At 48.6% G+C, this 24,297-nt stretch carries 27 protein-coding genes and 1 riboswitch; of the genes, 26 read left to right on the top strand and 1 reads right to left on the bottom strand.

Annotation, left to right across the window (positions count from 1 at the left end; all coding sequences use genetic code 11):
• Positions 1-95 precede the first annotated feature (95 nt).
• From spoIVA to ABR335_RS08750, 25 genes are all read left to right on the top strand, one after another.
• Positions 96-1,574 carry a stage IV sporulation protein A gene (gene spoIVA, locus ABR335_RS08630; RefSeq protein ID WP_014098155.1) on the top strand — a complete coding sequence of 493 codons (1,479 nt, stop codon included), beginning with the start codon at positions 96-98 and terminating at the stop codon, positions 1,572-1,574.
• 290 nt (positions 1,575-1,864) lie between these two features.
• On the top strand, positions 1,865-2,137 hold the full coding sequence (locus tag ABR335_RS08635; protein WP_013859513.1) for an HU family DNA-binding protein: 273 nt from the start codon (positions 1,865-1,867) through the stop codon (positions 2,135-2,137).
• Positions 2,138-2,384: 247 nt separating this feature from the next.
• Entirely contained in the window at positions 2,385-2,615 is a 231-nt protein-coding gene (mtrB, locus tag ABR335_RS08640; RefSeq protein WP_017550470.1) for a trp RNA-binding attenuation protein MtrB, read from the top strand.
• A 96-nt stretch (positions 2,616-2,711) separates the two neighbouring features.
• Positions 2,712-3,521, top strand: coding sequence for a heptaprenyl diphosphate synthase component 1 (locus ABR335_RS08645; RefSeq protein WP_017550469.1), 810 nt, complete (start codon positions 2,712-2,714; stop codon positions 3,519-3,521).
• 2 nt (positions 3,522-3,523) lie between these two features.
• Positions 3,524-4,228 carry a demethylmenaquinone methyltransferase gene (locus ABR335_RS08650; protein WP_017550468.1) on the top strand — a complete coding sequence of 235 codons (705 nt, stop codon included), beginning with the start codon at positions 3,524-3,526 and terminating at the stop codon, positions 4,226-4,228.
• 18 nt (positions 4,229-4,246) lie between these two features.
• The gene (gene hepT, locus ABR335_RS08655; RefSeq protein ID WP_017550467.1) at positions 4,247-5,209 is read left to right on the top strand and encodes a heptaprenyl diphosphate synthase component II; all 963 of its coding nucleotides are present in this window, start codon (positions 4,247-4,249) and stop codon (positions 5,207-5,209) included.
• A 151-nt stretch (positions 5,210-5,360) separates the two neighbouring features.
• Entirely contained in the window at positions 5,361-5,807 is a 447-nt protein-coding gene (gene ndk, locus ABR335_RS08660; RefSeq protein WP_017550466.1) for a nucleoside-diphosphate kinase, read from the top strand.
• 104 nt (positions 5,808-5,911) lie between these two features.
• Complete coding sequence (locus ABR335_RS08665; protein ID WP_017550465.1) at positions 5,912-6,700, top strand: CheR family methyltransferase; 789 nt, start codon at positions 5,912-5,914, stop codon at positions 6,698-6,700.
• Positions 6,701-6,814: 114 nt separating this feature from the next.
• Positions 6,815-8,230, top strand: coding sequence for an ISLre2 family transposase (locus tag ABR335_RS08670; RefSeq protein ID WP_014095747.1), 1,416 nt, complete (start codon positions 6,815-6,817; stop codon positions 8,228-8,230).
• Between the two features lie 384 nt (positions 8,231-8,614).
• Complete coding sequence (gene aroC / locus ABR335_RS08675) at positions 8,615-9,784, top strand: chorismate synthase (RefSeq protein WP_017550464.1); 1,170 nt, start codon at positions 8,615-8,617, stop codon at positions 9,782-9,784.
• Positions 9,785-10,867: a 3-dehydroquinate synthase gene (gene aroB, locus ABR335_RS08680; RefSeq protein ID WP_017550463.1), complete on the top strand. Its 1,083-nt coding sequence runs from the start codon at positions 9,785-9,787 to the stop codon at positions 10,865-10,867.
• A complete protein-coding gene (aroH, locus tag ABR335_RS08685) occupies positions 10,864-11,226 on the top strand; it encodes a chorismate mutase (RefSeq protein ID WP_014098164.1) in 363 nt (120 codons plus the stop codon). Before aroB ends, aroH begins: the two co-directional genes overlap by 4 nt.
• Positions 11,227-11,317: 91 nt before the next feature.
• Entirely contained in the window at positions 11,318-12,412 is a 1,095-nt protein-coding gene (gene hisC, locus ABR335_RS08690; RefSeq protein ID WP_014098165.1) for a histidinol-phosphate transaminase, read from the top strand.
• A gap of 63 nt (positions 12,413-12,475) precedes the next feature.
• The gene (locus ABR335_RS08695; RefSeq protein ID WP_014098166.1) at positions 12,476-13,576 is read left to right on the top strand and encodes a prephenate dehydrogenase; all 1,101 of its coding nucleotides are present in this window, start codon (positions 12,476-12,478) and stop codon (positions 13,574-13,576) included.
• Positions 13,577-13,591: 15 nt separating this feature from the next.
• On the top strand, positions 13,592-14,875 hold the full coding sequence (gene aroA, locus ABR335_RS08700) for a 3-phosphoshikimate 1-carboxyvinyltransferase (RefSeq protein WP_350346109.1): 1,284 nt from the start codon (positions 13,592-13,594) through the stop codon (positions 14,873-14,875).
• Between the two features lie 442 nt (positions 14,876-15,317).
• On the top strand, positions 15,318-16,583 hold the full coding sequence (locus ABR335_RS08705; protein ID WP_350346110.1) for a tetratricopeptide repeat protein: 1,266 nt from the start codon (positions 15,318-15,320) through the stop codon (positions 16,581-16,583).
• A 135-nt stretch (positions 16,584-16,718) separates the two neighbouring features.
• On the top strand, positions 16,719-17,264 hold the full coding sequence (locus ABR335_RS08710; protein ID WP_046720858.1) for a ReoY family proteolytic degradation factor: 546 nt from the start codon (positions 16,719-16,721) through the stop codon (positions 17,262-17,264).
• Between the two features lie 45 nt (positions 17,265-17,309).
• Positions 17,310-17,771 carry a YpiF family protein gene (locus tag ABR335_RS08715; protein ID WP_014098170.1) on the top strand — a complete coding sequence of 154 codons (462 nt, stop codon included), beginning with the start codon at positions 17,310-17,312 and terminating at the stop codon, positions 17,769-17,771.
• Positions 17,772-17,933: 162 nt separating this feature from the next.
• On the top strand, positions 17,934-18,446 hold the full coding sequence (locus ABR335_RS08720) for a ubiquinol-cytochrome c reductase iron-sulfur subunit (protein WP_013859496.1): 513 nt from the start codon (positions 17,934-17,936) through the stop codon (positions 18,444-18,446).
• A gap of 10 nt (positions 18,447-18,456) precedes the next feature.
• Positions 18,457-19,131: a menaquinol-cytochrome c reductase cytochrome b subunit gene (qcrB, locus tag ABR335_RS08725; protein WP_013859495.1), complete on the top strand. Its 675-nt coding sequence runs from the start codon at positions 18,457-18,459 to the stop codon at positions 19,129-19,131.
• 38 nt (positions 19,132-19,169) lie between these two features.
• Entirely contained in the window at positions 19,170-19,934 is a 765-nt protein-coding gene (locus ABR335_RS08730; RefSeq protein ID WP_014098171.1) for a menaquinol-cytochrome c reductase cytochrome b/c subunit, read from the top strand.
• A gap of 87 nt (positions 19,935-20,021) precedes the next feature.
• The gene (locus ABR335_RS08735; protein WP_350346111.1) at positions 20,022-20,618 is read left to right on the top strand and encodes a DUF1405 domain-containing protein; all 597 of its coding nucleotides are present in this window, start codon (positions 20,022-20,024) and stop codon (positions 20,616-20,618) included.
• A gap of 115 nt (positions 20,619-20,733) precedes the next feature.
• Positions 20,734-21,525, top strand: coding sequence for a sporulation protein YpjB (gene ypjB / locus ABR335_RS08740; protein ID WP_350346112.1), 792 nt, complete (start codon positions 20,734-20,736; stop codon positions 21,523-21,525).
• Between the two features lie 63 nt (positions 21,526-21,588).
• Positions 21,589-22,275 carry a zinc metallopeptidase gene (locus ABR335_RS08745; protein WP_013859491.1) on the top strand — a complete coding sequence of 229 codons (687 nt, stop codon included), beginning with the start codon at positions 21,589-21,591 and terminating at the stop codon, positions 22,273-22,275.
• 101 nt (positions 22,276-22,376) lie between these two features.
• Positions 22,377-22,421, top strand: a riboswitch (PreQ1 riboswitch).
• 6 nt (positions 22,422-22,427) lie between these two features.
• Entirely contained in the window at positions 22,428-22,910 is a 483-nt protein-coding gene (locus ABR335_RS08750) for a QueT transporter family protein (protein ID WP_017550459.1), read from the top strand.
• Between the two features lie 26 nt (positions 22,911-22,936).
• Here ABR335_RS08750 and ABR335_RS08755 read toward each other — a convergent pair whose 3' ends face one another.
• Complete coding sequence (locus ABR335_RS08755; RefSeq protein WP_350346113.1) at positions 22,937-23,800, bottom strand: YitT family protein; 864 nt, start codon at positions 23,798-23,800, stop codon at positions 22,937-22,939.
• A 151-nt stretch (positions 23,801-23,951) separates the two neighbouring features.
• Between ABR335_RS08755 and ABR335_RS08760 the strand changes: the two genes are divergently transcribed.
• Positions 23,952-24,296 carry a nucleotide pyrophosphohydrolase gene (locus tag ABR335_RS08760; RefSeq protein WP_014098177.1) on the top strand — a complete coding sequence of 115 codons (345 nt, stop codon included), beginning with the start codon at positions 23,952-23,954 and terminating at the stop codon, positions 24,294-24,296.
• Position 24,297 lies beyond the last annotated feature (1 nt).

A 24,297-nucleotide genomic window follows, 5' to 3' on the forward strand; every position in this document is an offset into this window, starting at 1 on the left:
GACATAAGGCGGTCGGACAACATCATACACATATAATGTCCTATCATCAGCGCGAATGATGGTGTCCCGGGAACGAATGTGGGGAGGGAAACAAATTGGAAAAAGTTGATATTTTTAAAGATATTGCAGAACGTACGGGCGGCGATATTTATTTGGGGGTCGTGGGCGCCGTCAGAACGGGGAAATCCACTTTTATTAAAAAATTCATGGAACTCGTTGTGCTTCCGAACATTACAAACGAAGCGGACAGAAACCGGGCGCAGGATGAACTCCCGCAAAGCGCGGCTGGGAGAACGATTATGACGACAGAACCGAAATTTGTGCCGAACCAGGCGGTTGCTGTCCATGTCGACGAAGGGCTTGATGTGAACATCCGGCTTGTCGACTGTGTCGGCTACACGGTTCCGGGCGCGAAAGGATATGAAGATGAAAACGGCCCGCGCATGATCCATACGCCGTGGTATGAAGAACCGATTTCTTTCCACGAAGCGGCGGAAATCGGCACGAGAAAGGTCATTCAGGAACATTCAAGCATTGGGGTTGTGATCACGACAGACGGCACGATCGGCGAAATTCCGCGTGAGGATTACGTGGAAGCGGAAGAAAGGGTTGTTGCCGAGTTAAAAGAAGTCGGCAAACCGTTTATCATTGTTGTCAATTCGGCAAAGCCGCATCATTCGGAGACGGAAATGCTGAGGGCGGAATTGCAGGAAAAGTATGATCTTCCGGTGCTCGCCATGTCAGTGGAAAGCATGCGTGAAGCCGATGTGCTGAATGTGCTGCGGGAAGCGCTGTACGAATTTCCGGTACTGGAAGTCAATGTGAACCTGCCGAGCTGGGTCATGGTGTTAAAAGAAAACCACTGGCTGCGTGAAAATTATCAGGACGCCGTGAAAGAGTCAGTAAAAGACATTAAGCGGCTACGCGATGTGGACCGCGTTGTCCAGGCTTTTAACGAATATGAATTTATTGAATCTGCAAGCCTTGCTGGCATTGAAATGGGGCAAGGGGTGGCGGAAATCGACCTCGAGGCGCCGGATGAACTGTACGACCAGGTCTTAAAGGAAATCGTCGGCGTTGAAATCCGCGGCAAGGATCATCTGCTCGAGCTGATGCAGGATTTCGCCCATGCAAAATCGGAATACGACCAAATTTCCGATGCCCTGAAAATGGTGAAACAAACCGGCTACGGGATTGCCTCACCTTCCCTGCAGGATATGAGCCTGGATGAGCCGGAAATCATCCGCCAAGGATCCCGTTTCGGCGTCCGGCTGAAGGCAGTGGCGCCGTCCATCCATATGATCAAAGTCGATGTCGAATCGGAATTTGCCCCGATCATCGGGACGGAAAAGCAGAGCGAGGAGCTTGTGCGGTACCTGATGCAGGATTTTGAAGATGACCCGCTGTCCATCTGGAATTCGGATATTTTCGGGCGCAACTTAAGTTCCATTGTCAGGGAAGGCATCCAGGCAAAATTATCGCTTATGCCGGAAAATGCCCGCTATAAGTTAAAAGAAACGCTCGAACGGATCATTAACGAAGGGTCAGGCGGCCTGATCGCCATTATTTTGTAAGAGGGATACCGCGGTATCCCTTTTTTGTATACGTGGGACGAGCATCTTTGGCCGCAAGTTAGAATTTTTTCGGGAAAAGTACTTTAAATCCGAAAAAAATTGAAAAGTTTTCCTTTGTTAGCGAATAGTTCTTGCACCTCTCTTGCGATTATGATAATCTTTTAACAGAATTGGTGCTGAAAAGCCTGATTCCATCCGGTTTTAAACGTTTATGATGAGGGAAAACCGTATACACTGAAGAGAAGAAACTGGAAATGACTTCTACGTTTCTTTTGGAGGAGGTGAATGGAATGAATAAAACGGATTTAATCAATGCAGTGGCAGAAGCTACCGAACTTTCCAAAAAAGATACGACAAAAGCAGTTGACGCTATTTTTGATACAATTCAAAATGCATTGGCAAACGGAGATAAAGTCCAACTGATCGGGTTTGGTAATTTCGAAGTGCGCGAACGCGCTGCCCGTAAAGGAAGAAACCCGCAAACCGGCGAGGAAATCGACATTGCGGCAAGCAAAGTGCCTGCATTCAAGCCGGGGAAAGCGCTTAAAGACGCAGTGAAGTAATTACATATGGTTGGCTTTGAGCGGAAAAAAGGCTGCCTGGGCAGCCTTTTTTTTTAATACAGCAGGGCCCAAAAAAGGGAAACGCGCATACGTTTGGCACCCGTTTTCCCGGGGCAAATGCCTGCGAAATCCCGGTACAGCCGGGGAAAGCCTGAGCGCGGCGTTTCCGGCGCTTTGACTGCAAACGGCGCTGTGGTAAGATGAATATATGAAAAGTTTTTTAAACGAATAAAAAGGAGGCCCGAAAATGAAAGCAGAGGCGCAGGCGGATTATATCGTCGTGAAAGCGTTGCAGGACGGGGTGAGCGTCATTGGGCTGTCAAGGGGTACCGATACGAAGCTGAACCATACGGAAATGCTGGATGATGGCGAAGTGCTGGTCGCACAGTTTACCGAACATACTTCCATGATCAAGATTCGCGGTGAAGCGCAAATCATGACCGGCATCGGGAGTTTGCAAAGCGAAGCGAAAAAATAAACCGAAATCAATTTGTTAACGGCCGTTTTACATATGTGATATAATAAACTACAGCTTATTTTTAGGCCAGATCAACGAAGAAACGGGGAAAGGGTTATGTCATACCAGAGGGAGCAGCAAATTGCCGCAATCAAACAGGCGATTGAAGAAGAAGTGGCACACGACTATTTAAATCAGTTTATTGATGCCCCATACATAGATGAAGACCGGATTTTGCTTTTGATAAGCAGCCTTGCGGGGCAGCCGTATACGGAACATGAAGTGAAGCAGTTTGTTGCGACTGCCATGCTGATCCAGATTGCCCTTGACACCCATGAAAAAGTAACCAATGCAAATGAAAATCAAAAAAACCGCCAGCTTACTGTTCTAGCGGGGGATTATTTCAGCAGCCTTTACTACAAACTGCTTGCGGGCGTGCACAACGTCCGGCTTGTCGGCATACTGGCGGAAGGAATCAAATCCGTAAATGAATATAAAGTGATGCTTTACCAATTTGACGATTCCGACGCGGAAACGTTCGTCGGGCATTTGAAAAAAACCGAATCCGCGATTATTACAAAATTTATGCAGTTTTTCGGTTCGCAGCCGCTCATCCGTTTAAGCGAAGAACTGCTTTTGTTTAACCGGCTGTTAAGGGAAAAGAAACAGGCTGAAAACGGGAAGCGCTCCATCCTGTTTGAAGCCTTGAACAAAATGGCTTACCCGGGTGACGGGCGCCCTTTTGAGCAGCTGCCGCATGAGAAAAAGCGGAAACTATTTTATATTTGTGAGAAGTATTTGAAAGAAAGCATCCGTGCGCTGCAGGCTGCGGCCATGTCGTGCGGAAACGAAATGCTTTCAGAGCGGATCCGCCTGCTGATGGGGCGGTATGGCGATGCAACGAGATTATATGCGGAGGAAGGGTAACCATGATGCCAAAAGAAGAACGGGTACACGCCGTTTTCGAAAAAATTTCGCAAAACTACGATAGAATGAACTCGGTGATCAGCTTCAGCCAGCATAAGCGGTGGCGGAAAGACCTGATGCGGAAAATGGCGGTAAGAGAAGGGAGCAGCGTACTCGATCTGTGCTGCGGGACGGCGGACTGGACGATTGCCCTCGCACAGGCAGTGGGCGAATCCGGCAGTGTGACAGGTCTCGATTTCAGTGAAAGCATGCTTGAAGTCGGGAAGCAGAAAGTGGACGCGCTCGGCTTAAAAAATGTCGCGCTCCGTTACGGAAATGCAATGGAACTGCCATTTGAAGATGCAACGTTTGATTATGTGACGGTCGGGTTCGGGCTCAGGAATGTCCCGGACTACAAACAGGTTTTGCAGGAAATGTACAGGGTGCTGAAGCCCGGCGGCATGGCGGCCTGCCTGGAAACCTCCCAGCCGGTGATTCCCGGGTACAGGCAGCTTTATTACTTTTATTTCCGCCGGATCATGCCGCTTCTCGGACAATGGTTCGCAAAAAGCTACCGGGAATATTCCTGGCTTCAGGAATCGGCACTACAGTTTCCGGGAATGGAAGAACTGGCGGCTGCTTTTTCCAATGCGGGTTTTGGCAGGATTTTGTACAAGCCGTTTGCCGGCGGGGCCGCAGCTGCACATATTGCCTTGAAAGAGAAATGATGATCGGATGGAGACGGAATGAAGGTACAAATGCTGTACTCGTTTTTAAAAACGGATATTGAGCTTATTGAACAAGAGCTGGCCAACGCTGTCGCATCAAACGCTGCCTTGATACAGCAGGCATCTGAAAGTTTGCTGAAAGCGGGAGGAAAAAGGATCCGCCCCGTATTTGTGCTGCTCGGCGCGAAATTCGGAGATTACGAAATCGAACGTGTCAAAAATGTCGCTGTTGCACTGGAATTGATCCATATGGCATCGCTTGTGCATGATGATGTCATTGATGATGCCGAATTGCGCCGGGGAAAACCGACCGTAAAAGCCAAATGGGACAACCGGATTGCCATGTATACAGGCGATTATATTCTCGCAACCGCGCTTGAATATATTACAAAAGTGGAGGATCTCTCCGCCCACCAAATTCTGGCGGATACACTTGTTGAAGTGTGCGTCGGCGAAATTGAGCAAATTAAGGATAAATACCGCTTTCATCAAAACTTGCGCTGTTACTTAAGGCGGATCAAGCGAAAAACGGCGTTGCTGATTGCAGCCAGCTGCCAGCTCGGAGCGATTGCATCGGGCGCCGACGAAAACATCCACCGCCAATTGTACCGGTTTGGCTACAATGTCGGGATGAGCTATCAAATTATTGATGATATCCTGGATTTTACCGGCACGGAGAAGCAGCTTGGAAAACCGGCAGGCGAAGATCTGCGCCAGGGCAATGTAACGCTTCCGGTGCTTTTTGCAAGGGAAGACCCAAAAATCAGAAAAAAGCTGGAATATGTCCATGAGCACATGCCAAAAGCGGAGCTTGAAGACGTTGTCAGACTGGTTAAACAGTCCGGCGCGATCGAACAGTCTTATGCAGTGAGCAACTGCTATCTAGAGAAAGCGCTCGATACGCTTGAGCAGCTTCCGGATACCCGTTTTAAAAAAATGCTGGCAGATTTGGCGCGTTATATGGGAAAAAGAAAGTTTTAAAAGAAAGCAGGGCTGCCGGGCAGTGCCCTGCGTTGGCGGCCCGGTTTTGAAGCGCTTACTTCAAACATATTGAGATTTTCCCGCCACCATGGTACGATTTTCTATGGTCAAGATGCCTTACATAGTAGAAATGCGAATGGAGTGGATGAAGATGGAAAGGACTTTTTTAATGGTAAAACCGGATGGGGTCAGCCGCCAGCTGATCGGCGAAATCGTTTCCCGCTTTGAAAAGAAAGGGTTTCGGCTTGCGGGGGCAAAATTGATGCAAATTTCGAATGAACTTGCAAAAAAGCATTACGCTGAGCATAAAGAACGCCCTTTTTTCAATGATCTCGTGGCATTTATTACTTCCGGTCCGGTCTTTGCCATGGTTTGGGAAGGCGAAAACATCATCGCTACCGCACGGCAAATGATGGGCAAAACGAATCCGGCCGAAGCCGCCCCGGGGACGATCCGCGGTGATTACGGCGTGATTGTCAGCAAAAACATTATTCACGGTTCCGACTCGGCAGAAAGCGCGAAACGTGAAATTTCCCTGTTTTTCCGGGAAGATGAGCTGATCTCATACAGCCGGCCGGCGGATGCTTCGATTTATTAAATCATGCAAAAAAAGATTGGCGATCCTCTCCGCGCCAATCTTTTTTTATGTTAAAATAAACGGTATGAACCAACAAATCTGAATAAAAATACGGGGATTGCATAATGAAAACAGAACTGGATGATTACGGCCGGTTCATTGCGCAAGTCAAAAAGAAAACGGGGATCGATTTATCTTTGTATAAAGAAGCGCAAATGAAAAGAAGGCTGACGACATTATATGAAAAAAGAGGTTTTTCATCTTTCAGTGAATTTTTTCACGGACTGGACAAAAACGAACATTTGCTGGAAGAATTTTTGGACAGAATGACGATTAATGTTTCAGAATTTTATAGAAATAAATCGAGGTGGGATGTGCTCGAACGGAACATTTTGCCAGGGCTGCTGAAAGAAAAAGGAGAAAAACTAAAAATCTGGAGCGCCGCTTCTTCTACGGGCGAAGAACCGTATACGATGGCGATGATCTTGTCCAAGTATTTACCGCTTAAAAAGATTCAGATCCTGGCGACCGATATTGATCAAAAAGCCCTGCAAAAGGCAGAAGCCGGCGTTTATTCCGAACGTTCGATCCTGGAAGTGCCGCGCGAAATGAAACAAAAATATTTTCAAAAAAGCAGCGGAGGTCCGTTCTATCGAATTGCGGACGAAATCAGGCGGGCGGTGGTGTTCAAACAACATAATTTGCTGCACGACCCTTATCCGGCAGCGGATCTGATTATTTGCCGGAACGTGCTGATTTATTTTACAGAAGAAGCCAAAGTGTCTGTTTACCGGAATTTCAGCAAAACGCTGTCGGCAAACGGCATATTATTTGTCGGCAGCACGGAGCAGATTTTCAATCCGGCTGCGTATGGATTTGAAATTGTAGACACCTTTTTCTATAGAAAAATATAAAGCGGTATGTGTAAAATTTTACTCGAAGGGGCAAATGAGTGGAAAAAAATGGGAAGACGCTCTATCATCTAATTGTACACTTCAAGATGAACATCTAGAGAGAGAGGTCTTCCCATGGATATTATATCAATAATTGCTGGATTATTAAAGGATACAAAGAGTCTTATCGAATTTGAAGAACAGCTTAAACTTCTGATGCAGAAGGCTTTTACACAATGGGTTGGGGATGTATTTGAGGAGTTAGATAAAACAATTAAACAAAAGAAGTTGGAGGAAGGCTGGGAGTACTGCCGTAGTGATAACAGAAGCGTTCAGTTTCTATTTGGAAGTGTGACTTTTAAACGTTCATTAATGCGTGATAAGAGAGGGAACTCACATTATCCCTTGGATGAATGCTTGGGGCTGGTACCCCACCGGAGATATAGCCCGTTAGTGGAATTAAAGGTGGCAGAGTTGGCAAGTGAGAACACCTATCGGGAGGTGGCGAATATTTTAAAAGAATGGACAGCCGTGAGTCTTAGTCATACAACTGTAGGGGAAATGGTGAAACGCGTAGGAAAAACGCAGGTGGAAGCCGACAAGGCCCTTGTAGAAGAGATGGAAATAGCTGCTTCACTGCCTGATGGGAAGAAGGTAGACTACCTGTTTTCCGAAGCAGATGGCGTATTCATCCGGGGACTGGAAAAGAAACAGGGTATGGAAGTCCGCCATGCCATTCTCTATGAAGGTTGGGAAACCAATGGAAAAAGGGTCTCCCTGCGTCAGCCCACAGTCATCATGACGACGGAAGACATTCAGACATTTTGGGATGAAGTCCAAGCCACAGCTGCCAACACCTATTCCCTCGAAAAAGCGCAAGTCATTACAAACAGTGATGGAGGTGCTGGGTACACAGCTGAACGGTTTCAAACAGCATTCTCACAGTCGGAATTTCCGGTGCTCAACCAGCTGGATACCTACCACGTTGCACAAGCCATCATAAGGACATTTGGGGGCGGAAAGAGCGAGATCAAGGAGCAAATTAGAAAAGCGATTAGAACGCATAACCTGGACCAATTCACGTTATATTTGGATACGCACGAAAGCACCTTGACGGATAAAAAGGCTCTCAAGAAAATCAAGGAATTCCGTTCGTATATCTTGAAAAACTGGGACCGCATTTTTGACTGGAGGGACAGGGTGAAAAACGTGCCGGAAGGTGCGAGAGGCCTAGGAGCGATGGAATCGAACCAAAGGCATATCTCCTTCAGGATGAAAAAAAGGGGCATGCATTGGAGTGAACTTGGCGCAGAAGCCATGGTGAAAATCAAACAAGGCATGCTCAATGGGACATTGAGAGAAGCCTATCTGAAACACCGTTCAAGAAGCGAGAGAAAGCAACGGAACTTGAAACAATCCATCAGGATGTCTCAACTACTCAAGCAGCCTGTACGCCCGTCAGTGGGCGTAAAGCACGGATCAGTTGCCCTGCATTCAAGCAGTTCATCGGCAATGGGACATTTAAGCAAAATATTAGAGCTTTCGTTTTAAGCCTGGCTCAGTGGGGACTGATCGTTGAGGCGCGCGAAATTTACGAGACTCCTGCGGGAAAAGCGAGCCAGGAGAGACCCCGCAGCGAGGTACGAGCGAGGAGGCTCGCCGGCCGCCCGCGGAAAGCGAGTGAATTTCGCGCGCCTCAACATCCCCGTTATCCATCTTTATACGGAAATATTACATCTTTTCCGAAAATTACACCGAGCAAGTAAAGCACGGTAGCCGAAAGTGTACAAAAAGAGTGTCTTGGAATACCCGATATTTAAACCTTGTCGAGAAAAACTTGACACATACTATAAAGCGCTCCATCTATTCGATTTATAGCGATTGTGGTATAGTAATAGATATGTAATGCTTTAAAGTGATGAAGGGGGATGCAGAATGAGATATTTGACAGCAGGCGAGTCGCACGGCCCGGCGCTGACAACCATTATTGAAGGCCTTCCGGCGGGCATGCCGCTGACAGCTGAAGAAATTAACACTGACCTTGCTAGAAGGCAGAAAGGTTACGGCCGGGGACGGAGAATGCAGATAGAAAAGGACAGGGCAATCATTTCTGCCGGCGTTCGCCACGGATTGACGCTCGGTTCGCCGGTTGCGCTCACGGTTGAAAACAGGGACTGGGTGCACTGGAATAAGATCATGGGCATTGAGCCCCTTCCAGATGATGCGGACGATGTGAAACGGCGTGTGACCCGTCCGCGCCCGGGGCATGCCGATCTTGCCGGCGGGATCAAATACGGGCACAGGGATTTGCGCAATGTGCTCGAGCGCTCTTCCGCACGCGAGACCACCGTTCGTGTGGCCGCTGGGGCTGTCGCGAAAAAACTGCTGAAAGAGCTTGGCATTGAAGTGGCCTCGCATGTGCTTGAAATCGGGGGTGTACGCGCGGAAAAGGTGCCATATGATTCCCTTGCTTCCTTGCAGGAAAAAGCGGACGGTTCACCGGTACGCTGTTTGGATGACGGGGCGGCGCAAAAAATGATGGAAGCGATCGACACGGCAAAGAAAAACGGCGACTCGATCGGCGGCATTGTCGAAGTGATCGCAACCGGGATGCCGGCCGGTGTCGGCAGTTATGTTCATTACGACCGGAAGCTGGATGCAAAGCTGGCACGCGCCATCATCAGCATCAATGCGTTTAAAGGGGTGGAATTCGGGCTTGGCTTTGAAATGGCACACCGGCCCGGGAGCGAAGTCCATGATGAAATCGCCTGGTCGGAAGAAACGGGCTATACGCGCAAAACAAACCGGCTCGGCGGCTTTGAAGGCGGTATGACAACCGGCATGCCGATTGTCGTAAGAGGCGTCATGAAGCCGATCCCGACATTGTATAAGCCGCTTCAAAGCGTTGATATCGAAACGAAGGAACCTTTTGCAGCGAGCATCGAACGTTCCGACAGCTGTGCGGTGCCGGCAGCGAGCGTCGTCTGTGAGGCCGTTGTCGCCTGGGAGCTGGCGGAAGCGATCACTGCCCAGTTTTACAGCGACAGGATGGATGTGCTGAAAAAAACGGTTGCGGAGCAAAGAGAATACGGAAGGTTGTTTTAAATGGAAACGATCATCATTGATACAGAAACAAAACAGTACCCGGTATACATAGCAAGCGGCGCGCTCCAGGAGCTGGGTCCGCTCGTCCGCAAATATACGCGCTGCATGGTCATAACAGATCAAAATGTCCGGCCGCTTCACTTGGACAAACTGCTTTCGCAGCTTCCGGAAAGCGCGGAACAGTGTGTACTGACCGTGCCAGGCGGGGAAGATGCCAAAACGTTTGAAGTCTACCAGGAAGCTTTGACGTTTGCCGTGGAACATCATTTAGACCGGAAATCATGCATTCTTGCCTTTGGCGGGGGCGCGGTCGGCGATCTTGCCGGTTTTGTGGCGGCAACCTATATGCGCGGCATTGCGTTTATTCAAATCCCGACAACCATTTTGGCCCATGACAGCTCGGTCGGCGGCAAAGTAGCGATCAATCACCCGCTTGGAAAAAACCTCGTCGGCGCTTTTTACCAGCCGGAATTTGTATTGTATGACACAGATTTCCTGCGCACGCTCCCCAAAAAGCAGCTGTTAAGCGGATTTGCCGAACTTGTAAAGCATGCGCTTCTTTCGGATAAGGAGTTCCTTAAAGAATTGCAAACAAAGATTCCGGACGGCGGGCATCTTTTATCCCCGCATCTTCCGGACTTGTTGAAAAAAGGGATCAAAGTAAAGGCAGATATTGTCCGCAAAGATGAAAAAGAAACGGGTGTGCGTGCCTTTTTGAATTTCGGGCATACGCTTGGGCATGCCCTTGAGGCGCACGGCGGGTTCGGGAAAATCACCCATGGCGAAGCGGTCATGACCGGTATCGTCTACGCGCTTTTGATCAGCAGGGAACAGACCGGCCTTCAATTTGATTTGCCGCAATTTCTCAGCTGGATCGAAACGCTCGGCTATGATTGGAAAATTCCGGCTGGCGCAGCATTTGACGAAATCTATGCTTATATGAAACGCGATAAAAAAACAATTGCCGGCAATATTCACTTCGTCCTGCTTGAGTCTGTCGGCAAACCGGTGCTGGCTGAAGTGGACAAAGACCGGCTGAGCCGTCTGTTTCTGCTGCAGCAAAAGGGGGATTTGCATACATGATACGCGGAATACGCGGAGCGACTACGGTCGAGCGCGATCACGAAAGCGAAGTCCTTGCTGCTACTTCTGAGCTGATGAATGCCTTGATCGAAAAAAACGGGATCAAGCCGGACCGCGTTGCTTCCCTTTTGTTCTCGGCAACAGCCGATATCCGTTCGGCTTTTCCTTCGAAAGTCATGCGCCAATTCAGCGGCTGGAAGTATGTCCCGATTATGAATATGCAAGAAATTCCGGTTGAAGGAAGCCTTGTCCGCTGCATCCGTATCCTGATCCATGTCGACACGGACATTGGGCAGGAGGACATAAAACATGTGTATTTGCGCCGTGCAGCCGTGCTTCGTCCGGATTTAACAAAATAAGAGAATGCTAACGTGTCACGAACCGAAAGGAGAGAATGCGATCACCCCCTGGCTTGCGCTCTTGCATGGAAGCAGGGGACTCTCGCTAAAGATGATGAAATGGAGAACAAAAATTACGGATTTGCATGCATATGTGCCCGGAAAGACCATTGATGAAGTGAAAAAACAATACAGGCTCGATTCAATCGTGAAACTGGCATCCAATGAAAATCCGTTCGGCTATTCCCCGAAAGTGGATGAGGCTTTGAAAAACTTTCAGCCTGCTTTTACCCGTTATCCGGACGGGCACGCCTTACAACTGAGACAGAAAATGGCCGCACATCTCGGCGTTGATCCAACCGAACTGATTTTTACAAACGGGACGGACGAACTGATCCAAATCGTTTCCAGGTCACTCCTCGAACCAGGCAAAAATACGGTGATGGCCGCACCGACATTTTCCCAATACAAACATAATGCCATCATCGAGGGCGCCGAAGTCCGTGAAGTACCCTTAAAAGACGGGCGGCATGACCTGGAGGCGATGCTCGGGCAAATTGATGAAAACACGGCGGTTGTCTGGATTTGCAGCCCGAACAATCCGACGGGGACGTATACGACCGAACAGGAGTTGACCGCTTTTCTTGACCGCGTGCCGGAAGACGTGCTCGTTTTTATCGATGAAGCGTACAGCGAATACGTGGTCGCAAAAGATTACGAACAGGCGCTGACATTATTCCGCCGGTATCATCATTTGATTGTCAGCCGGACATTTTCGAAAATTTACGGACTGGCCGGTTTACGCGTCGGCTACGGGATTGCCGATCGAACGATCATCCAAAAGCTCGAGCCGGTGCGCCCGCCATTTAATACCAATGTCCTTGGCCAGCTGGCTGCCCAGGCGGCGTTGGAGGACCAGGCGTTTATCCAGAGCTGCCGCGACAAAAACCGGCAGGGGCTCGAACACTTTTATGCGTTTTGCCGCCGCAACAGCCTTGCATTTTACCCGTCGCAGGCAAATTTTATTTTAATCGATTTTCAATGCGATAGTGAGGAAGTTTGCCGGTTTTTGCTTGGCAGGGGATATATCGTCCGCTCCGGGGAAGCGCTCGGGATGCCGGGGACGGTCCGGGTGACCATCGGGTCGGAAGAACAGAACCGGGGCGTACTCGGGGCGATCGGGGCTTTTCTGGAAAGCCGCAAATGAACTTGACAACGGCGGGCCTTTTGACAGCAAAAGGCCGCCTTTTTACAAAAAGAGGTGGCACCTTTGAAAGGAAATGTGTTTGTGATCGGGCTCGGGTTAATCGGGGGATCCATTGCACTAGCGATTAAAAAGGAACATCCGGAAGCCAAGGTCACAGGGTATGATGCCAAATTGGAAGAAATGAAAATGGCAAAAGCCCTGATGGTCGTGGATGATTACGTGGAAACGATCCAAGACGGCGTGCGTGGCGCGGATTTAATTATATTGGCCACGCCGGTGCTTGTAACGGAAAAATTGATCGGGCAGCTCGGGCAAATGGAATTGAAGGAAAATGTGATCATCACCGATACGGGCAGCACGAAAGAAAGCATCATGGCAAAGGCGCAGCGGCTCGCCGGCAACAACACCGTTTTTATCGGCGGGCATCCGATGGCCGGTTCCCATAAAAGCGGCGTTACGGCCGCCAGCCTGTCCCTGTTTGAAAATGCCTTTTATTTGCTTACGCCTTTCCATGAACAAGATCAGCGGACGGAAGAATTGAAACAGTGGCTGAAAGGAACAAAGGCAAATTTCATCACCGTTTCTCCGGAAATGCATGATGAAATGGTTGCGGTCATCAGCCATTTTCCGCATGTTATCGCAGCGTCACTTGTCCATCTTGTGAAAGACGCTGATGCGGAATATCCCCTTTTAAAAAGGCTTGCTGCCGGAGGTTTCCGTGATATTACACGGATTGCCTCCTCAAGCCCGCAAATGTGGGCGGACATCTCTTGCGGTAACAGGGAAAACCTGATCAGGCTTTTGGATAGATGGGCGAAAAATCTTCAGGAAGTGAAAAAGGCGCTTGCAGACAACAAGTATGAGCTTCTGCACCGCTTTTATGCGGAAGCGAAACAATACCGCGACTGCCTTCCAATCAGCGGATCGGGCGCAATCCCGTCTTTTTACGATTTATTTGTCGATATTCCGGATGTCCCGGGGGTTGTTTCTCAAATTACCAATAAACTGGCGGAAAAAGGAATCTCCATTACGAATATCCGCATCCTTGAGGCGCGGGAAGATATATACGGCGTGCTCCGGATCAGTTTTCGCTCGGAAAATGACCGTGATCTAGCCATGAATCTTTTAAAAAAAGAAACCCCGCATGAAGTCTATATCCAATAGAAGGTGGTGGCTGCAATGGAAAAATTGGCACCCGCGCAAACAGGGTTAAAAGGTACGATTAAAGTTCCGGGGGATAAATCGATTTCCCATCGGTCGGTTATGTTTGCCGCTGTCGCCAGGGGAAAAACGATGGTAGAAAATTTTCTCCCCGGCGCCGACTGTTTGAGCACCATTCATTGTTTTCAGCAAATGGGCGTGCCGATCGAACGGGATGGCACCCGGGTGGTGATTGATGGAAAAGGATGGGACGGTTTGGCGGAGCCGGAAACGGTGCTCGATACCGGAAACTCCGGCACGACGACTCGCCTGATGCTCGGCCTTCTTGCTGGCCGGCCCTTCCATTCGGTCATTGCCGGCGACGAATCGATTGCAAAGCGCCCGATGCAACGCGTCACAAAACCGCTTTGCGAAATGGGCGCGCACATTGACGGAAGAAGGGGCGGCAATTTCACCCCTCTTTCTATAAGGGGCGGGGCGCTTCAGGGAATCGAATACCGGCTGCCTGTTGCAAGCGCGCAAGTAAAATCCGCGCTTCTTTTAGCCGGTCTTCAGGCAGACGGCACTACAATCGTGTATGAGCCGCAGCCCACCCGCGACCATACTGAACGAATGATCCGGGCATTTGGCGGCGAGGTCAGGACGGAAGGGAGAACAATTTCCGTCCGGGGCGGCACGGTTTTCCATGGCACGGAGATCGTTGTGCCCGGCGATATCTCATCCGCCGCCTTTTTTATGGCTGCTGCTTCGCTCGTGCCTGGGAGTGAAATCGTCTTGCCGGATGTCGGGCTCAATCCGACCCGTGCCGGGATCATTGACGTTTTAAAGCAAATGGGCGCGGATATGGAAGTGGTCGAAACACATGCCCCATCTGACGGCGAGCAAACAGGCACGTTGGTGATCCGTCCGGCTGCTTTACAAGGCGTTGAAATCGGCGGCGGGCTGATTCCGCGCCTCATTGATGAAATTCCAATCATTGCCCTTCTTGCTACACAGGCGGAAGGCAGGACAGTCATAAAAGATGCCGCAGAACTGAAAGTGAAAGAGACAAACCGGATTGACACGGTTGTCCGGGAATTAAAGAAACTGGGCGCCCATATTGAAGCGACAGCGGATGGCATGATCATTGAAGGCCCTTGCCGGCTTTCAGGCGGGACGGTGGAAAGCCACGGGGATCATAGAATCGGGATGATGCTTGCCGTTGCATCACTTGTGGCAAAGGATGCTGTCTGCCTGAAAGGGGCGGAAGCAATCGCCGTATCATACCCGCAGTTTTTTGATGATCTGAAATCCGTTCTGTAACGGCTTTAGACGCCTATTGAAAACAGGCACCAGCAAAAGAATGAAAATCAGCCGGTGCCTGTTTTCAGGATAACAGAGAACAGCCTGATCATGATGCCCGTGGAAAAGCGGGGTGCGGAAATTCAAAATCCCGTGCCCCGCTTTATTTTTGCTGTGAAAAAAAGGGATTTTCATGCACGGCGGAGAAATACTTAAACAGGGAACCCGGAAAGGCAAATGATTTGCCCTGGCCTTCAAAATTCATTATGATTTAGCCAAAGGCCACCCGCGGTTTTTCCTGCAGGCAAGTGGGCTCCGGGAAAAGGGCGATTGCCATTTCACCAGGGGACCGGGGGAGCACTTTTAGCGGCAACCGGGGATTTTGGCTTTGCAAAAATCCCGCGGCTAACGTTGCAAAAGGTTCAGCAAAAGGAAACACATCAAAGATTAAAGGAAGATTTTCATGAGCTTAATGGAACAATTGTTGGATCATTTGGAAGAAGGCCGGCTCGAGGAGGCGAAAAAAACATTTGAAGATTTTCTCGCGCTCGGCACGGACGAAGAGAAATATGCGCTTGCCGGGCAGCTTGAGGGCCTCGGTTTTCTGAATGAAGCACAGCAATTATATAAAGATTTGCTTGCGTCTTATCCGGATGACGGCGAGCTTGTGATCTTAATGGCGGAAACGCTTATTGATATGGACAAGGAAGAAGAAGCCATATTATACCTCGACCGCATTCCGGAGATGGACCCCGATTACCCGCGTGCACTGCTTTTGCTTGCGGATTTGTATCAAATGCAGGGCCTGTATGAGGTCAGCGAAAACAAACTGATGGAAGCTGCATCGCTTTTGCCGGAAGAACCTGTCATCCATTTTGCGCTTGCCGAGTTTTACGCTTCCTGTGCCCGATATGCGGAAGCTTCCCGTGAATATGAGTGGCTTTTGGGCAAAGGGATCGATACATTTGCGGATACAAACATCCACGGGCGCCTTGCAGAAGTGCTGAGCGCAGCGGGCGCGTTTGAAGAGGCCTTGCACCAATATGAGCATGCGATGGAAGGCCGCTTTGAGGCGAACACATTATTTGGATATGCCTTAACCGCATACCAGGCAGGATTTTATGAAAAAGCGATAGAGCTGTTTGAAGAATTGCGGGAAACGGATCCCGGCTACCATCCGCTTTACCTGTATCTTGGCCGCGCATATGAGCACGAACAAATGCCGGAAGAAGCGCTTGCTGCTGCTGAAAAGGGTATAAAAGAAGACGAGTATGATAAAGAACTTTATCATTTTGCTGGAAAAATGGCTACAAAAGCAGGCGATGAGGAAAAAGCGGAAAATTATTTTAAAAAAGCGCTGGAACTGGATCCCGGCTATTTGGATGCGGCCCTTTCCTACAACGAGCTGCTGCTTCAAAAGGAGCGGTACGAAGAAGTCCGTGACCGGGCCCTCAGCATGGAAAAAGAAGGGGATACCGACCCCCGGCTTTACTGGGATCTGGCCGTATCGCTTAAGCATTTGGAAGAATATTCTCAGGCATTAAAGTATTATGGATATGCATATAATGATTTACAAAACGACACGGCGTTTCTGGAGGATTACGGTTATTTCCTGATTGAAGAAGGGAGAAGGAAAGAGGCTTACGGCATTTTCCAAAAGCTTTTGCGCGAAGATCCGGCAAATGATGAATGGATTGCACTGCTTGAAAGGCTTGAAGACGGAAATTAATTGCGGCCATCGTTGCCGGACTTTTTCGTAGGCGGTTTAGACGGGAAAAGGTATAATGAAGGTGTAAACCGATGTTTTATCAAAAAAGCTGCCCACTGTAAACACGGCCATTCAATTTGCAGAGGAGGGATTACGATGGCTCTCACCCCTGTTTCAATCAACGAGAAAAAGGAGTTTGTCCGTTGGTTTTTAAATCATTACCAATTAAAAAGACGGGAGTCAGTCTGGATTTTGAATTATTTAATGAGCCACGACCAGCTGATGGAAAAAGTCCATTTCGTCGAGGAAGCGCATCTTTGCCCGCGCGGCATTATCATGTCGACGCATTGCGTGGACAATGTGCCGTTCCGCTTTTATAAAGATAATATTATGACAACGGATGCGGAAAAGTCTTTCCATGATATCCGGCTGAACCGTGAGGAAGACATTTATATCCAGCTCAATTTCAAAAAATCCCATTTATCGTACCAGTATGCGGCTGTGCTTGAAGAAAACCCGTATATGCCAAAAGATCTCCATATAAACGAGACAGACCGGCAAATGGCGGAAAAATTATTGGAAAAAAGCATGAAAGACTTTAAACGGAATAAACTGCGGGAAGAAATCGACAAAGCGCTTGATGAGAAAGATTACGGTCGTTTTGTCGAATTAAGCGGGGAGATGAAAAAACTGGATGATTAATCTTTCCGGTTTCTGCCCGCGGGGAAAATGAAAGGGGTATCATCTGTGCGCTGGCGTGCAAAAGACATGGAATTGTATCAACAGGAACGTTACTTTATTGACACGGCAGTCCTGCCGCTTGTCCCGGTTTCATTCGGAGACCATATCCGACAGCTCGCTTCCGGATATGAATGGATCCAGATGATCGCAGGCTGCCTCGAGTCGCAATTTAAAGGCCGGATTGTTTTGCTGCCCGCTTTCCCTTATTTGCAGCAGACGATCCCGGACAGTGCGGGGCCTGCCATCAAGTCATGGGAAGCCGAATTGACTGAAAGCGGGTTCCGGCATATTTTTTATTTGACCAGCGATCCCGGCTGGCAAAGGCTTCAGGCCGAACTGAACGGAAATGTGGTCTGGCTACCGGCTGTCCCGCTTGAACATATGGAACAAAAACAGCAGGATGCCATTGTAGATGAACAGGTAAAACAGCTTATCTCCATTATTGTCCGGTCATGGGGAGAAAACTGAAAAAGTTATATTAAAATATCAGTTTATTTCGAGTAGAAAGATACTTGACATAAAATAGACAATATTCATTGACCGGCAAATATCTTTGTTTTATCATAAGAGTGTATTTGCTACATCTTGAAAATATTAGGAAACCAACAGTTCTGTAAGGGGGGGAACAGGTTGAGCAAAAAAGATCCGGTGTCAAGGAGGCAGTTTTTAAATTACACGCTGATGGGCGTAGGCGGATTTATGGCTGCGGGTGCGCTGATGCCGATGCTCCGTTTTGCCGTCGACCCGGTGCTCGAGGCGGAAGCAGCCGGCGACTTTCATCCAACCAAATTGAAAGTTTCTGATATTAAGAGCGAACCGGTGCGTGTCGATTTTAAATACGAACAGACGGACGGCTGGTATAAGTCGGATGTCACCCAGACGGCCTGGGTGTATAAAGACAGTAAAGGTGATATTGTGGCGCTTTCACCGGTTTGCAAACATCTTGGCTGTACCGTGAACTGGAATACGAACAAAGCACATCCGAATCAGTTTTTTTGCCCCTGCCACGGCGGACGGTATGAGAAAAACGGGAAAAACATACCGGGAACACCACCTTCCGCGCCTTTGGATGCATACCCTGTCAAAACAAAGGGCGGCTATCTGTACCTGGGCAAACCGCAGAAAAATCCATATGTGAAGTGAGGGGGAAGAGATGCTTAGCAAATTGTATGACTGGGTCGACGAGCGCCTTGATATTACGCCGCTTTGGCGGGATATTGCTGACCATGAAGTGCCGGAGCATGTCAACCCGGCGCACCATTTTTCCGCTTTTGTCTATTGTTTTGGGGGGCTCACTTTCTTTATAACAGCCATCCAGATTCTGTCGGGTATGTTTTTAACGATGTACTATGTTCCGGATATTAAAAATGCCTGGCACTCTGTCTATTATTTGCAGCATGATGTGGCATACGGCCAGATTGTGAGAGGAATGCACCACTGGGGGGCAAGCCTCGTCATCGTCATGATGTTTTTACATACGCTGCGGGTGTTTTTCCAGGGCGCATACAAGAAGCCGCGCGAGCTGAACTGGATTGTCGGCGTGCTCATCTTTTTCGTCATGCTCGGGCTCGGCCTCACCGGTTATTTGCTTCCGTGGGATATGAAAGCGCTTTTTGCGACAAAAGTCAGCCTGCAGATTGCGGATTCGGTACCGTTTATCGGGCCGTATATTAAAACGCTTTTGGCCGGCCATCCGGATATTGTCGGTGCCCAGACGCTGACAAGATTTTTTGCCATCCATGTCTTTTTCCTGCCAGCGGTGCTGATGCTGCTTTTGGCAGCCCATTTTTTGATGATCCGCAAGCAGGGAATTTCCGGACCGCTGTAATGTATAAGTATCCATAACGGGCAAAAGGAGGGGGAAGGATGCATCGCGGAAAAGGAATGAGATTTGTTGGTGATTCCAGAATTAATGCGGACCGCAAACCGAATATTCCTAAGGATTACTCGGAGTATCCCGGTAAAACGGAAGCTTTTTGGCCGAACTTTTTGCTGAAAGAGTGGCTCGTCGGCGCTGTTTTTCTCGTCGGCTTTTTATGTCTCACTGCCGCCCACCCGTCGCCGCTTGAACGAATTGCGGATCCGACGGATACGAGTTATATTCCGATGCCGGACTGGTATTTTCTATTCCTGTATGAACTATTAAAGTATACTTATTCTTCCGGCCCGTACCAGGTGATCGGGCTCGCGATCCCGGGCGTTGCTTTTCTTGCACTGCTGTTGGCACCGTTTATTGACCGCGGCCCTAAGCGGCGGCCGCTTGACAGGCCCCTTGCAACCGGGTTTATGCTGCTCGCGGTTTGTGCAATATTCTACCTGACATGGGAAGCGGCGGCCCACCACGATTGGAAAAAAGCGAAAGAGCAGGGGAAAATCGTGAAACAGGTTGCCATTGATAAAAACGCAGAAGGCTATAAAATATTTGCCAAGCAGACGTGTGTGACGTGCCACGGAGAAAATCTCCAGGGCAGTGCGGCAGCCCCTTCTTTAGTCGGCACAGGCTTAAGTGCGGATGAAATCGCAAAAATCGCCAAAAAAGGCAAGGGGAAAATGCCGCCTAACCAATTTAAAGGCTCGGATCAGGATTTGAAAAAACTGGCGGATTATATCGCCGGGCTAAAATCGAAATAAAAGCAAAAAAAGCCGGCAGAAGCCGGCTTTTTTCGTGCTGTCTGTTTTGTTAAAATGAATCTATCTTTTTTGAAATGGGGGAAGACGATGAATGTACCGGCATTGTATGCGGCGCTGGCAGACAGGCGTGTCCTTTGGATGCTTTTTTTAGCCAATGCTGCAGGGACCGTTTACGGTTACATTTGGTACGGGTGGCAGCTTCGCGATACGCCGCCCGCGTTTTGGCTGTTTGTCCCGGACAGCCCGACCGCAAGCCTGTTCTTTCTGTTTGTGCTGCTTGCCTTTTTATGGCGGAAACACTGGCCGTATGTGGAGGCGCTTGCAATGGTGACGCTTTTTAAATACGGGATTTGGGCGGTTGCGATGAACCTTCTCGTATTGATCGTAAACGGCTCATTACCATGGCAGGGATATATGCTGATGGCTTCCCATTTGGCAATGGCGATAGAGGGAATATTGTATGCGCCGTTTTACCAATTCAAATGGAAGCATCTTTTGGTTGCGGCGGTATGGACTTTGCACAATGATATCATTGACTACGTTTTTATGCAGTTTCCCCGGTACGAAGATGTATACCGGTACATCCGTGAAATCGGCTATTTTACCTTTTGGCTGAGCATCCTGTCTGTTTTGCTTGCATACCGGTTTGCCGTGCACAAAAGGCGGCTCCGCCTCGAACTTTAAATCGCTTTTTCCGCCGGCAGAAAACAGGAATTCCCGAAATGGACGCCAGGCTGTTTTTATGGTCTACTCTTGTCCTTCCCTTCATAAGTTAGTAACAGTATGAGGGGGGACAAGGATGAGGAGAAAAGTAGTGATCCTTCTTTGTGTGTTCATGTTAAGTTTTGCCGGAAAAAGTTTTGCAAAAGGTTCGGATGATGCTTTGGCACATTTAAATGATCTAAGCGACGAGGCATTGCAGCTGGCGAAAAACGGGCAATATGCAGAAGCAAAAAATGTGCTGAATGAATTTTCGAAAACATTTTCCAGGCAATCGTTTAAAAATAAACGTTTAACGATGGATGAATTGAGAGTTTTGACCGTCACCCATGATGAAGCGGTAAAGGCGTTGACGAAAGTAAGCGCAGAGCCTGAGGAGAAAGTGGATGCCTGCACGTCATTCCGGCTCGTGGTGGATGCGATCCAATCGAAGTATCAGCCGCTCTGGACGCAGATGGAAGGGCCGGTGATGTCTTCATTTAAAGAGGTGCAAAAAGCAGCCGCAACAGGGAAGCGCGAAACGTACAATGAAAAATTAAACCTGTTCCTCAAACAATATGCAGTGATCGAGCCGAGTTTAAGAGTGGATCTGCCGGTTGAAAAAATACAGCGGCTCGATTCGAAAATCGCTTATATTGATCGTTATCGGGACAAGGTGGCAGGCAGCGGGTCCGGAAAAAAGGAACTGGAGGCGCTCCGGACAGATTTGAAGCAGCTGTTTGAAGCCATGAAGGAAGATGAAGCCGACCCCTCCCTCTGGTGGATTATGATTTCCACCGGCAGCATCATCATTCTTACTTTATCGTATGTCGGATGGAGAAAATACAAAGGGCAAAAAGAAGAGCGTCACGAGACCGATCATATGGATTGACCTTTTGACCTTATTCGGATACAATAAAGATAAGATTACCATGGAGGGTATGGAGGGTGGCAAATGTCGTTTTTGATTTACTATCTCATTTTGGCAATCATTCCGATCTGGGCCCAGCTGAAGGTAAAAAACACATACAGCAAGTATGAAAAGGTCGCAAATGCATCCGGCATGACAGGCGCCGAGGTGGCAAGGATGATCTTGGACGAAAATGGCTTATACCATGTGAAAGTGCTGGAACACAGCGGCTTTCTAAGCGACCATTACAATCCGATTAACAAAACGGTCAATTTGTCGACTGCCAACTACCACGGGCGTTCGATTGCGGGGGCTGCTGTTGCGGCGCACGAATGCGGACACGCCATTCAGGATAAAGTCAATTATGGGCCGCTCCGTTTCCGTCACCGCCTCGTGCCTGTGGCGAATATCGGCAGCAATGCCTCTTGGATTTTTATTTTGATCGGGATGTTCACGCATGCGACAGGCATGTTCCTGCTCGGGATTATTCTCATGGGGCTTGCCGTGTTGTTTCAGCTTGTGACATTGCCGGTTGAATTCAATGCATCGTCCCGTGCGCTTGCGCAAGTCACATCGCTCGGCATTGTCCGCGGCGGGGAAGAAAGAGAAGCGCGCAAAGTGTTATCGGCTGCCGCGCTCACATATGTGGCTGCCGCGGCTGTTGCGGTCATTGAACTGCTGCGTTTAATCCTTATCTTTACCAACTTAAACGGCAATAACAACAATAATTAACAGTACGAAAAGCTTTCCGGGGTGAATCGGCAACCCGGAAAGCTTTTTTTGTCTTGCTGCATGTTCTAGTTTGCATTATAATGAAGAAGTTTGGTTGTTTCCAACCCGTGGTTCGAAACCATCCCACGTAAAAAAACTAAGGAGAGATGCATATGAAACTGAAAACACTCGTCGTCAACGGGATTGTCGCGGCGCTGTATATTGCGGTGACATTTTTTATTCAGCCGCTTGCGTTTATGAACATCCAGTTCCGTGTTTCTGAAATTTTTAACCATCTCGTTGTGTTTAACAAGAAGTATATGATTGGCATTGTATTAGGCGTTTTTCTCTCAAACTTGTTTTTCTCGCCGATCAAGTATGATATGTTCATCGGCACGGGTCAGTCCGTCCTTGCGCTTGCGATTACCATTTTATCCGCACGGTTTATAAAGGGTGTCTGGGGGCAGATGATCCTTAATTCCATTGCTTTTACGGCCTCCATGTTTATTATCGCATGGGAAATGCAATGGTTTAACGGCGTGCCTTTCTTTTTCGGCTGGCTGACGGCAGGGATCGGTGAACTTGCTGTGATGCTGATTGGTATGCCGGTCATCTACCTGATCAACAAACGCCTGCATTTTGAAAAACAGATTTAAAAAAGAGCTGCCGCGGCAGCTCTTTTTTAATCTTCAATCGGCTGTTTGTTCTCATCGAGTGTAAAGCCTTCCCCGAGCACATCATGGACCTCCATCATCGACACAAACGCATGGGGGTCAACGGAATGGATAATGCCTTTTAAACGGGACACCTCATGTTTTCCGACGACACAGTACAGCACATCCCGGTCCTGTTTCGTGAACATACCGTGCCCGCGAAAAACCGTAACGCCGCGGTCCATCTGCTTCATAATTTTCTCGGCAATTTCATTATGCTTGTCCGAAATGATAAAAGCGCCTCTTGCCGTATAGGCCCCTTCCTGCAGAAAATCGACAACACGCGAGCCGACAAAAACGGCAACGAGCGTGTACATCGCTTCACGGTAATGCAGATAGGTGATAAGCGACAGCGTAATCACGCATGCGTCGAACATGAACATGGTCCTGCCCATCGCCACGCCTTTATATTTAAACACGAGCCTGGCAATGATATCGACGCCTCCAGATGTCCCCCCGTAGCGGAAGATAATGCCGAGACCGACGCCGATAAATACCCCGGCAAACAGCGCCGCAAGAAACATATCATCACGAAGCGGAATATGGAAATGTTTCTTTTCAAAAATCCATAAAAAAAGAGAGGAGCCGACCGTCCCGACCAGTGTATAGTAAAACGATTTTTTCCCAAGTAGCTTCCATCCCACAAAAAATACGGGAATATTCAAAATCAGATTGGAGTAAGAGGGGTTGATATGAAATAAATAGTAAAGCAGCAGCGTAATTCCGGTAAAACCGCCTTCCGCCAGATGGTTCTGAATATTAAAATGGACAATGCCAAAGGCAAAGATGCAAGAGCCGAGCAGGATAAAAAAGATGTTTTTCATTTTCAGCATAATCCGTATCCTCCTTCCCCGGTATATATCCGGCGTTCCCATTATAGCGAAAGCGGTACAAAAGGGCAATCAGGCAGAGAGAAAAGCAAATATATGATTTGTAAAATCTGCCGTTTTTGGCTAACATGGAAGAGGATTACAGGATTGGGGGATGAAAATGGCAGAAAACAAATCGATCCGGCAAATGCAAAAAGAAGTCGATGATTATATCAGCCAGTTTGAAGAAGGGTACTTCAGTCCGCTTGCGCTTACAGCAAGGCTGACGGAAGAACTTGGGGAGCTGGCGCGCGAAATCAATCATTATTACGGGGAAAAACCGAAAAAACCGGATGAGAAGCCGAAAACCGTAGCAGAAGAGCTCGGCGATTTGCTGTTTGTCGTCATTTGCATGGCAAATGCTTTACATATTGATTTACAGGAAGCCCATACAATGGTTTTGCAGAAATTTAACACGCGTGATAAAGACAGATGGACGCGAAAAGAGCAGGAGGAGTAAT

Source organism: Heyndrickxia faecalis, from assembly GCF_040267745.1.
GTDB classification, from domain to species: domain Bacteria; phylum Bacillota; class Bacilli; order Bacillales; family Bacillaceae_C; genus Weizmannia; species Weizmannia faecalis.

Excerpts from the sequence above, each read along its gene's own strand:
- ABR335_RS08750 (WP_017550459.1), top strand. The coding sequence starts at position 22,428 with ATGAAACTGAAAACACTCGTCGTCAACGGGATTGTCGCGGCGCTGTAT.
- mtrB (WP_017550470.1), top strand. The coding sequence starts at position 2,385 with ATGAAAGCAGAGGCGCAGGCGGATTATATCGTCGTGAAAGCGTTGCAG.
- aroB (WP_017550463.1), top strand. The coding sequence starts at position 9,785 with ATGGAAACGATCATCATTGATACAGAAACAAAACAGTACCCGGTATAC.
- hisC (WP_014098165.1), top strand. The coding sequence starts at position 11,318 with ATGATGAAATGGAGAACAAAAATTACGGATTTGCATGCATATGTGCCC.
- ABR335_RS08665 (WP_017550465.1), top strand. The coding sequence starts at position 5,912 with ATGAAAACAGAACTGGATGATTACGGCCGGTTCATTGCGCAAGTCAAA.
- ABR335_RS08670 (WP_014095747.1), top strand. The coding sequence starts at position 6,815 with ATGGATATTATATCAATAATTGCTGGATTATTAAAGGATACAAAGAGT.
- ABR335_RS08705 (WP_350346110.1), top strand. The coding sequence starts at position 15,318 with ATGAGCTTAATGGAACAATTGTTGGATCATTTGGAAGAAGGCCGGCTC.
- ABR335_RS08710 (WP_046720858.1), top strand. The coding sequence starts at position 16,719 with ATGGCTCTCACCCCTGTTTCAATCAACGAGAAAAAGGAGTTTGTCCGT.
- qcrB (WP_013859495.1), top strand. The coding sequence starts at position 18,457 with ATGCTTAGCAAATTGTATGACTGGGTCGACGAGCGCCTTGATATTACG.
- aroA (WP_350346109.1), top strand. The coding sequence starts at position 13,592 with ATGGAAAAATTGGCACCCGCGCAAACAGGGTTAAAAGGTACGATTAAA.
- ABR335_RS08755 (WP_350346113.1), bottom strand. The coding sequence starts at position 23,800 with ATGCTGAAAATGAAAAACATCTTTTTTATCCTGCTCGGCTCTTGCATC.
- hepT (WP_017550467.1), top strand. The coding sequence starts at position 4,247 with ATGAAGGTACAAATGCTGTACTCGTTTTTAAAAACGGATATTGAGCTT.
- ABR335_RS08735 (WP_350346111.1), top strand. The coding sequence starts at position 20,022 with ATGAATGTACCGGCATTGTATGCGGCGCTGGCAGACAGGCGTGTCCTT.
- ypjB (WP_350346112.1), top strand. The coding sequence starts at position 20,734 with ATGAGGAGAAAAGTAGTGATCCTTCTTTGTGTGTTCATGTTAAGTTTT.
- aroH (WP_014098164.1), top strand. The coding sequence starts at position 10,864 with ATGATACGCGGAATACGCGGAGCGACTACGGTCGAGCGCGATCACGAA.
- ndk (WP_017550466.1), top strand. The coding sequence starts at position 5,361 with ATGGAAAGGACTTTTTTAATGGTAAAACCGGATGGGGTCAGCCGCCAG.
- ABR335_RS08635 (WP_013859513.1), top strand. The coding sequence starts at position 1,865 with ATGAATAAAACGGATTTAATCAATGCAGTGGCAGAAGCTACCGAACTT.
- ABR335_RS08745 (WP_013859491.1), top strand. The coding sequence starts at position 21,589 with ATGTCGTTTTTGATTTACTATCTCATTTTGGCAATCATTCCGATCTGG.
- ABR335_RS08730 (WP_014098171.1), top strand. The coding sequence starts at position 19,170 with ATGCATCGCGGAAAAGGAATGAGATTTGTTGGTGATTCCAGAATTAAT.
- ABR335_RS08760 (WP_014098177.1), top strand. The coding sequence starts at position 23,952 with ATGAAAATGGCAGAAAACAAATCGATCCGGCAAATGCAAAAAGAAGTC.
- aroC (WP_017550464.1), top strand. The coding sequence starts at position 8,615 with ATGAGATATTTGACAGCAGGCGAGTCGCACGGCCCGGCGCTGACAACC.
- ABR335_RS08650 (WP_017550468.1), top strand. The coding sequence starts at position 3,524 with ATGATGCCAAAAGAAGAACGGGTACACGCCGTTTTCGAAAAAATTTCG.
- ABR335_RS08645 (WP_017550469.1), top strand. The coding sequence starts at position 2,712 with ATGTCATACCAGAGGGAGCAGCAAATTGCCGCAATCAAACAGGCGATT.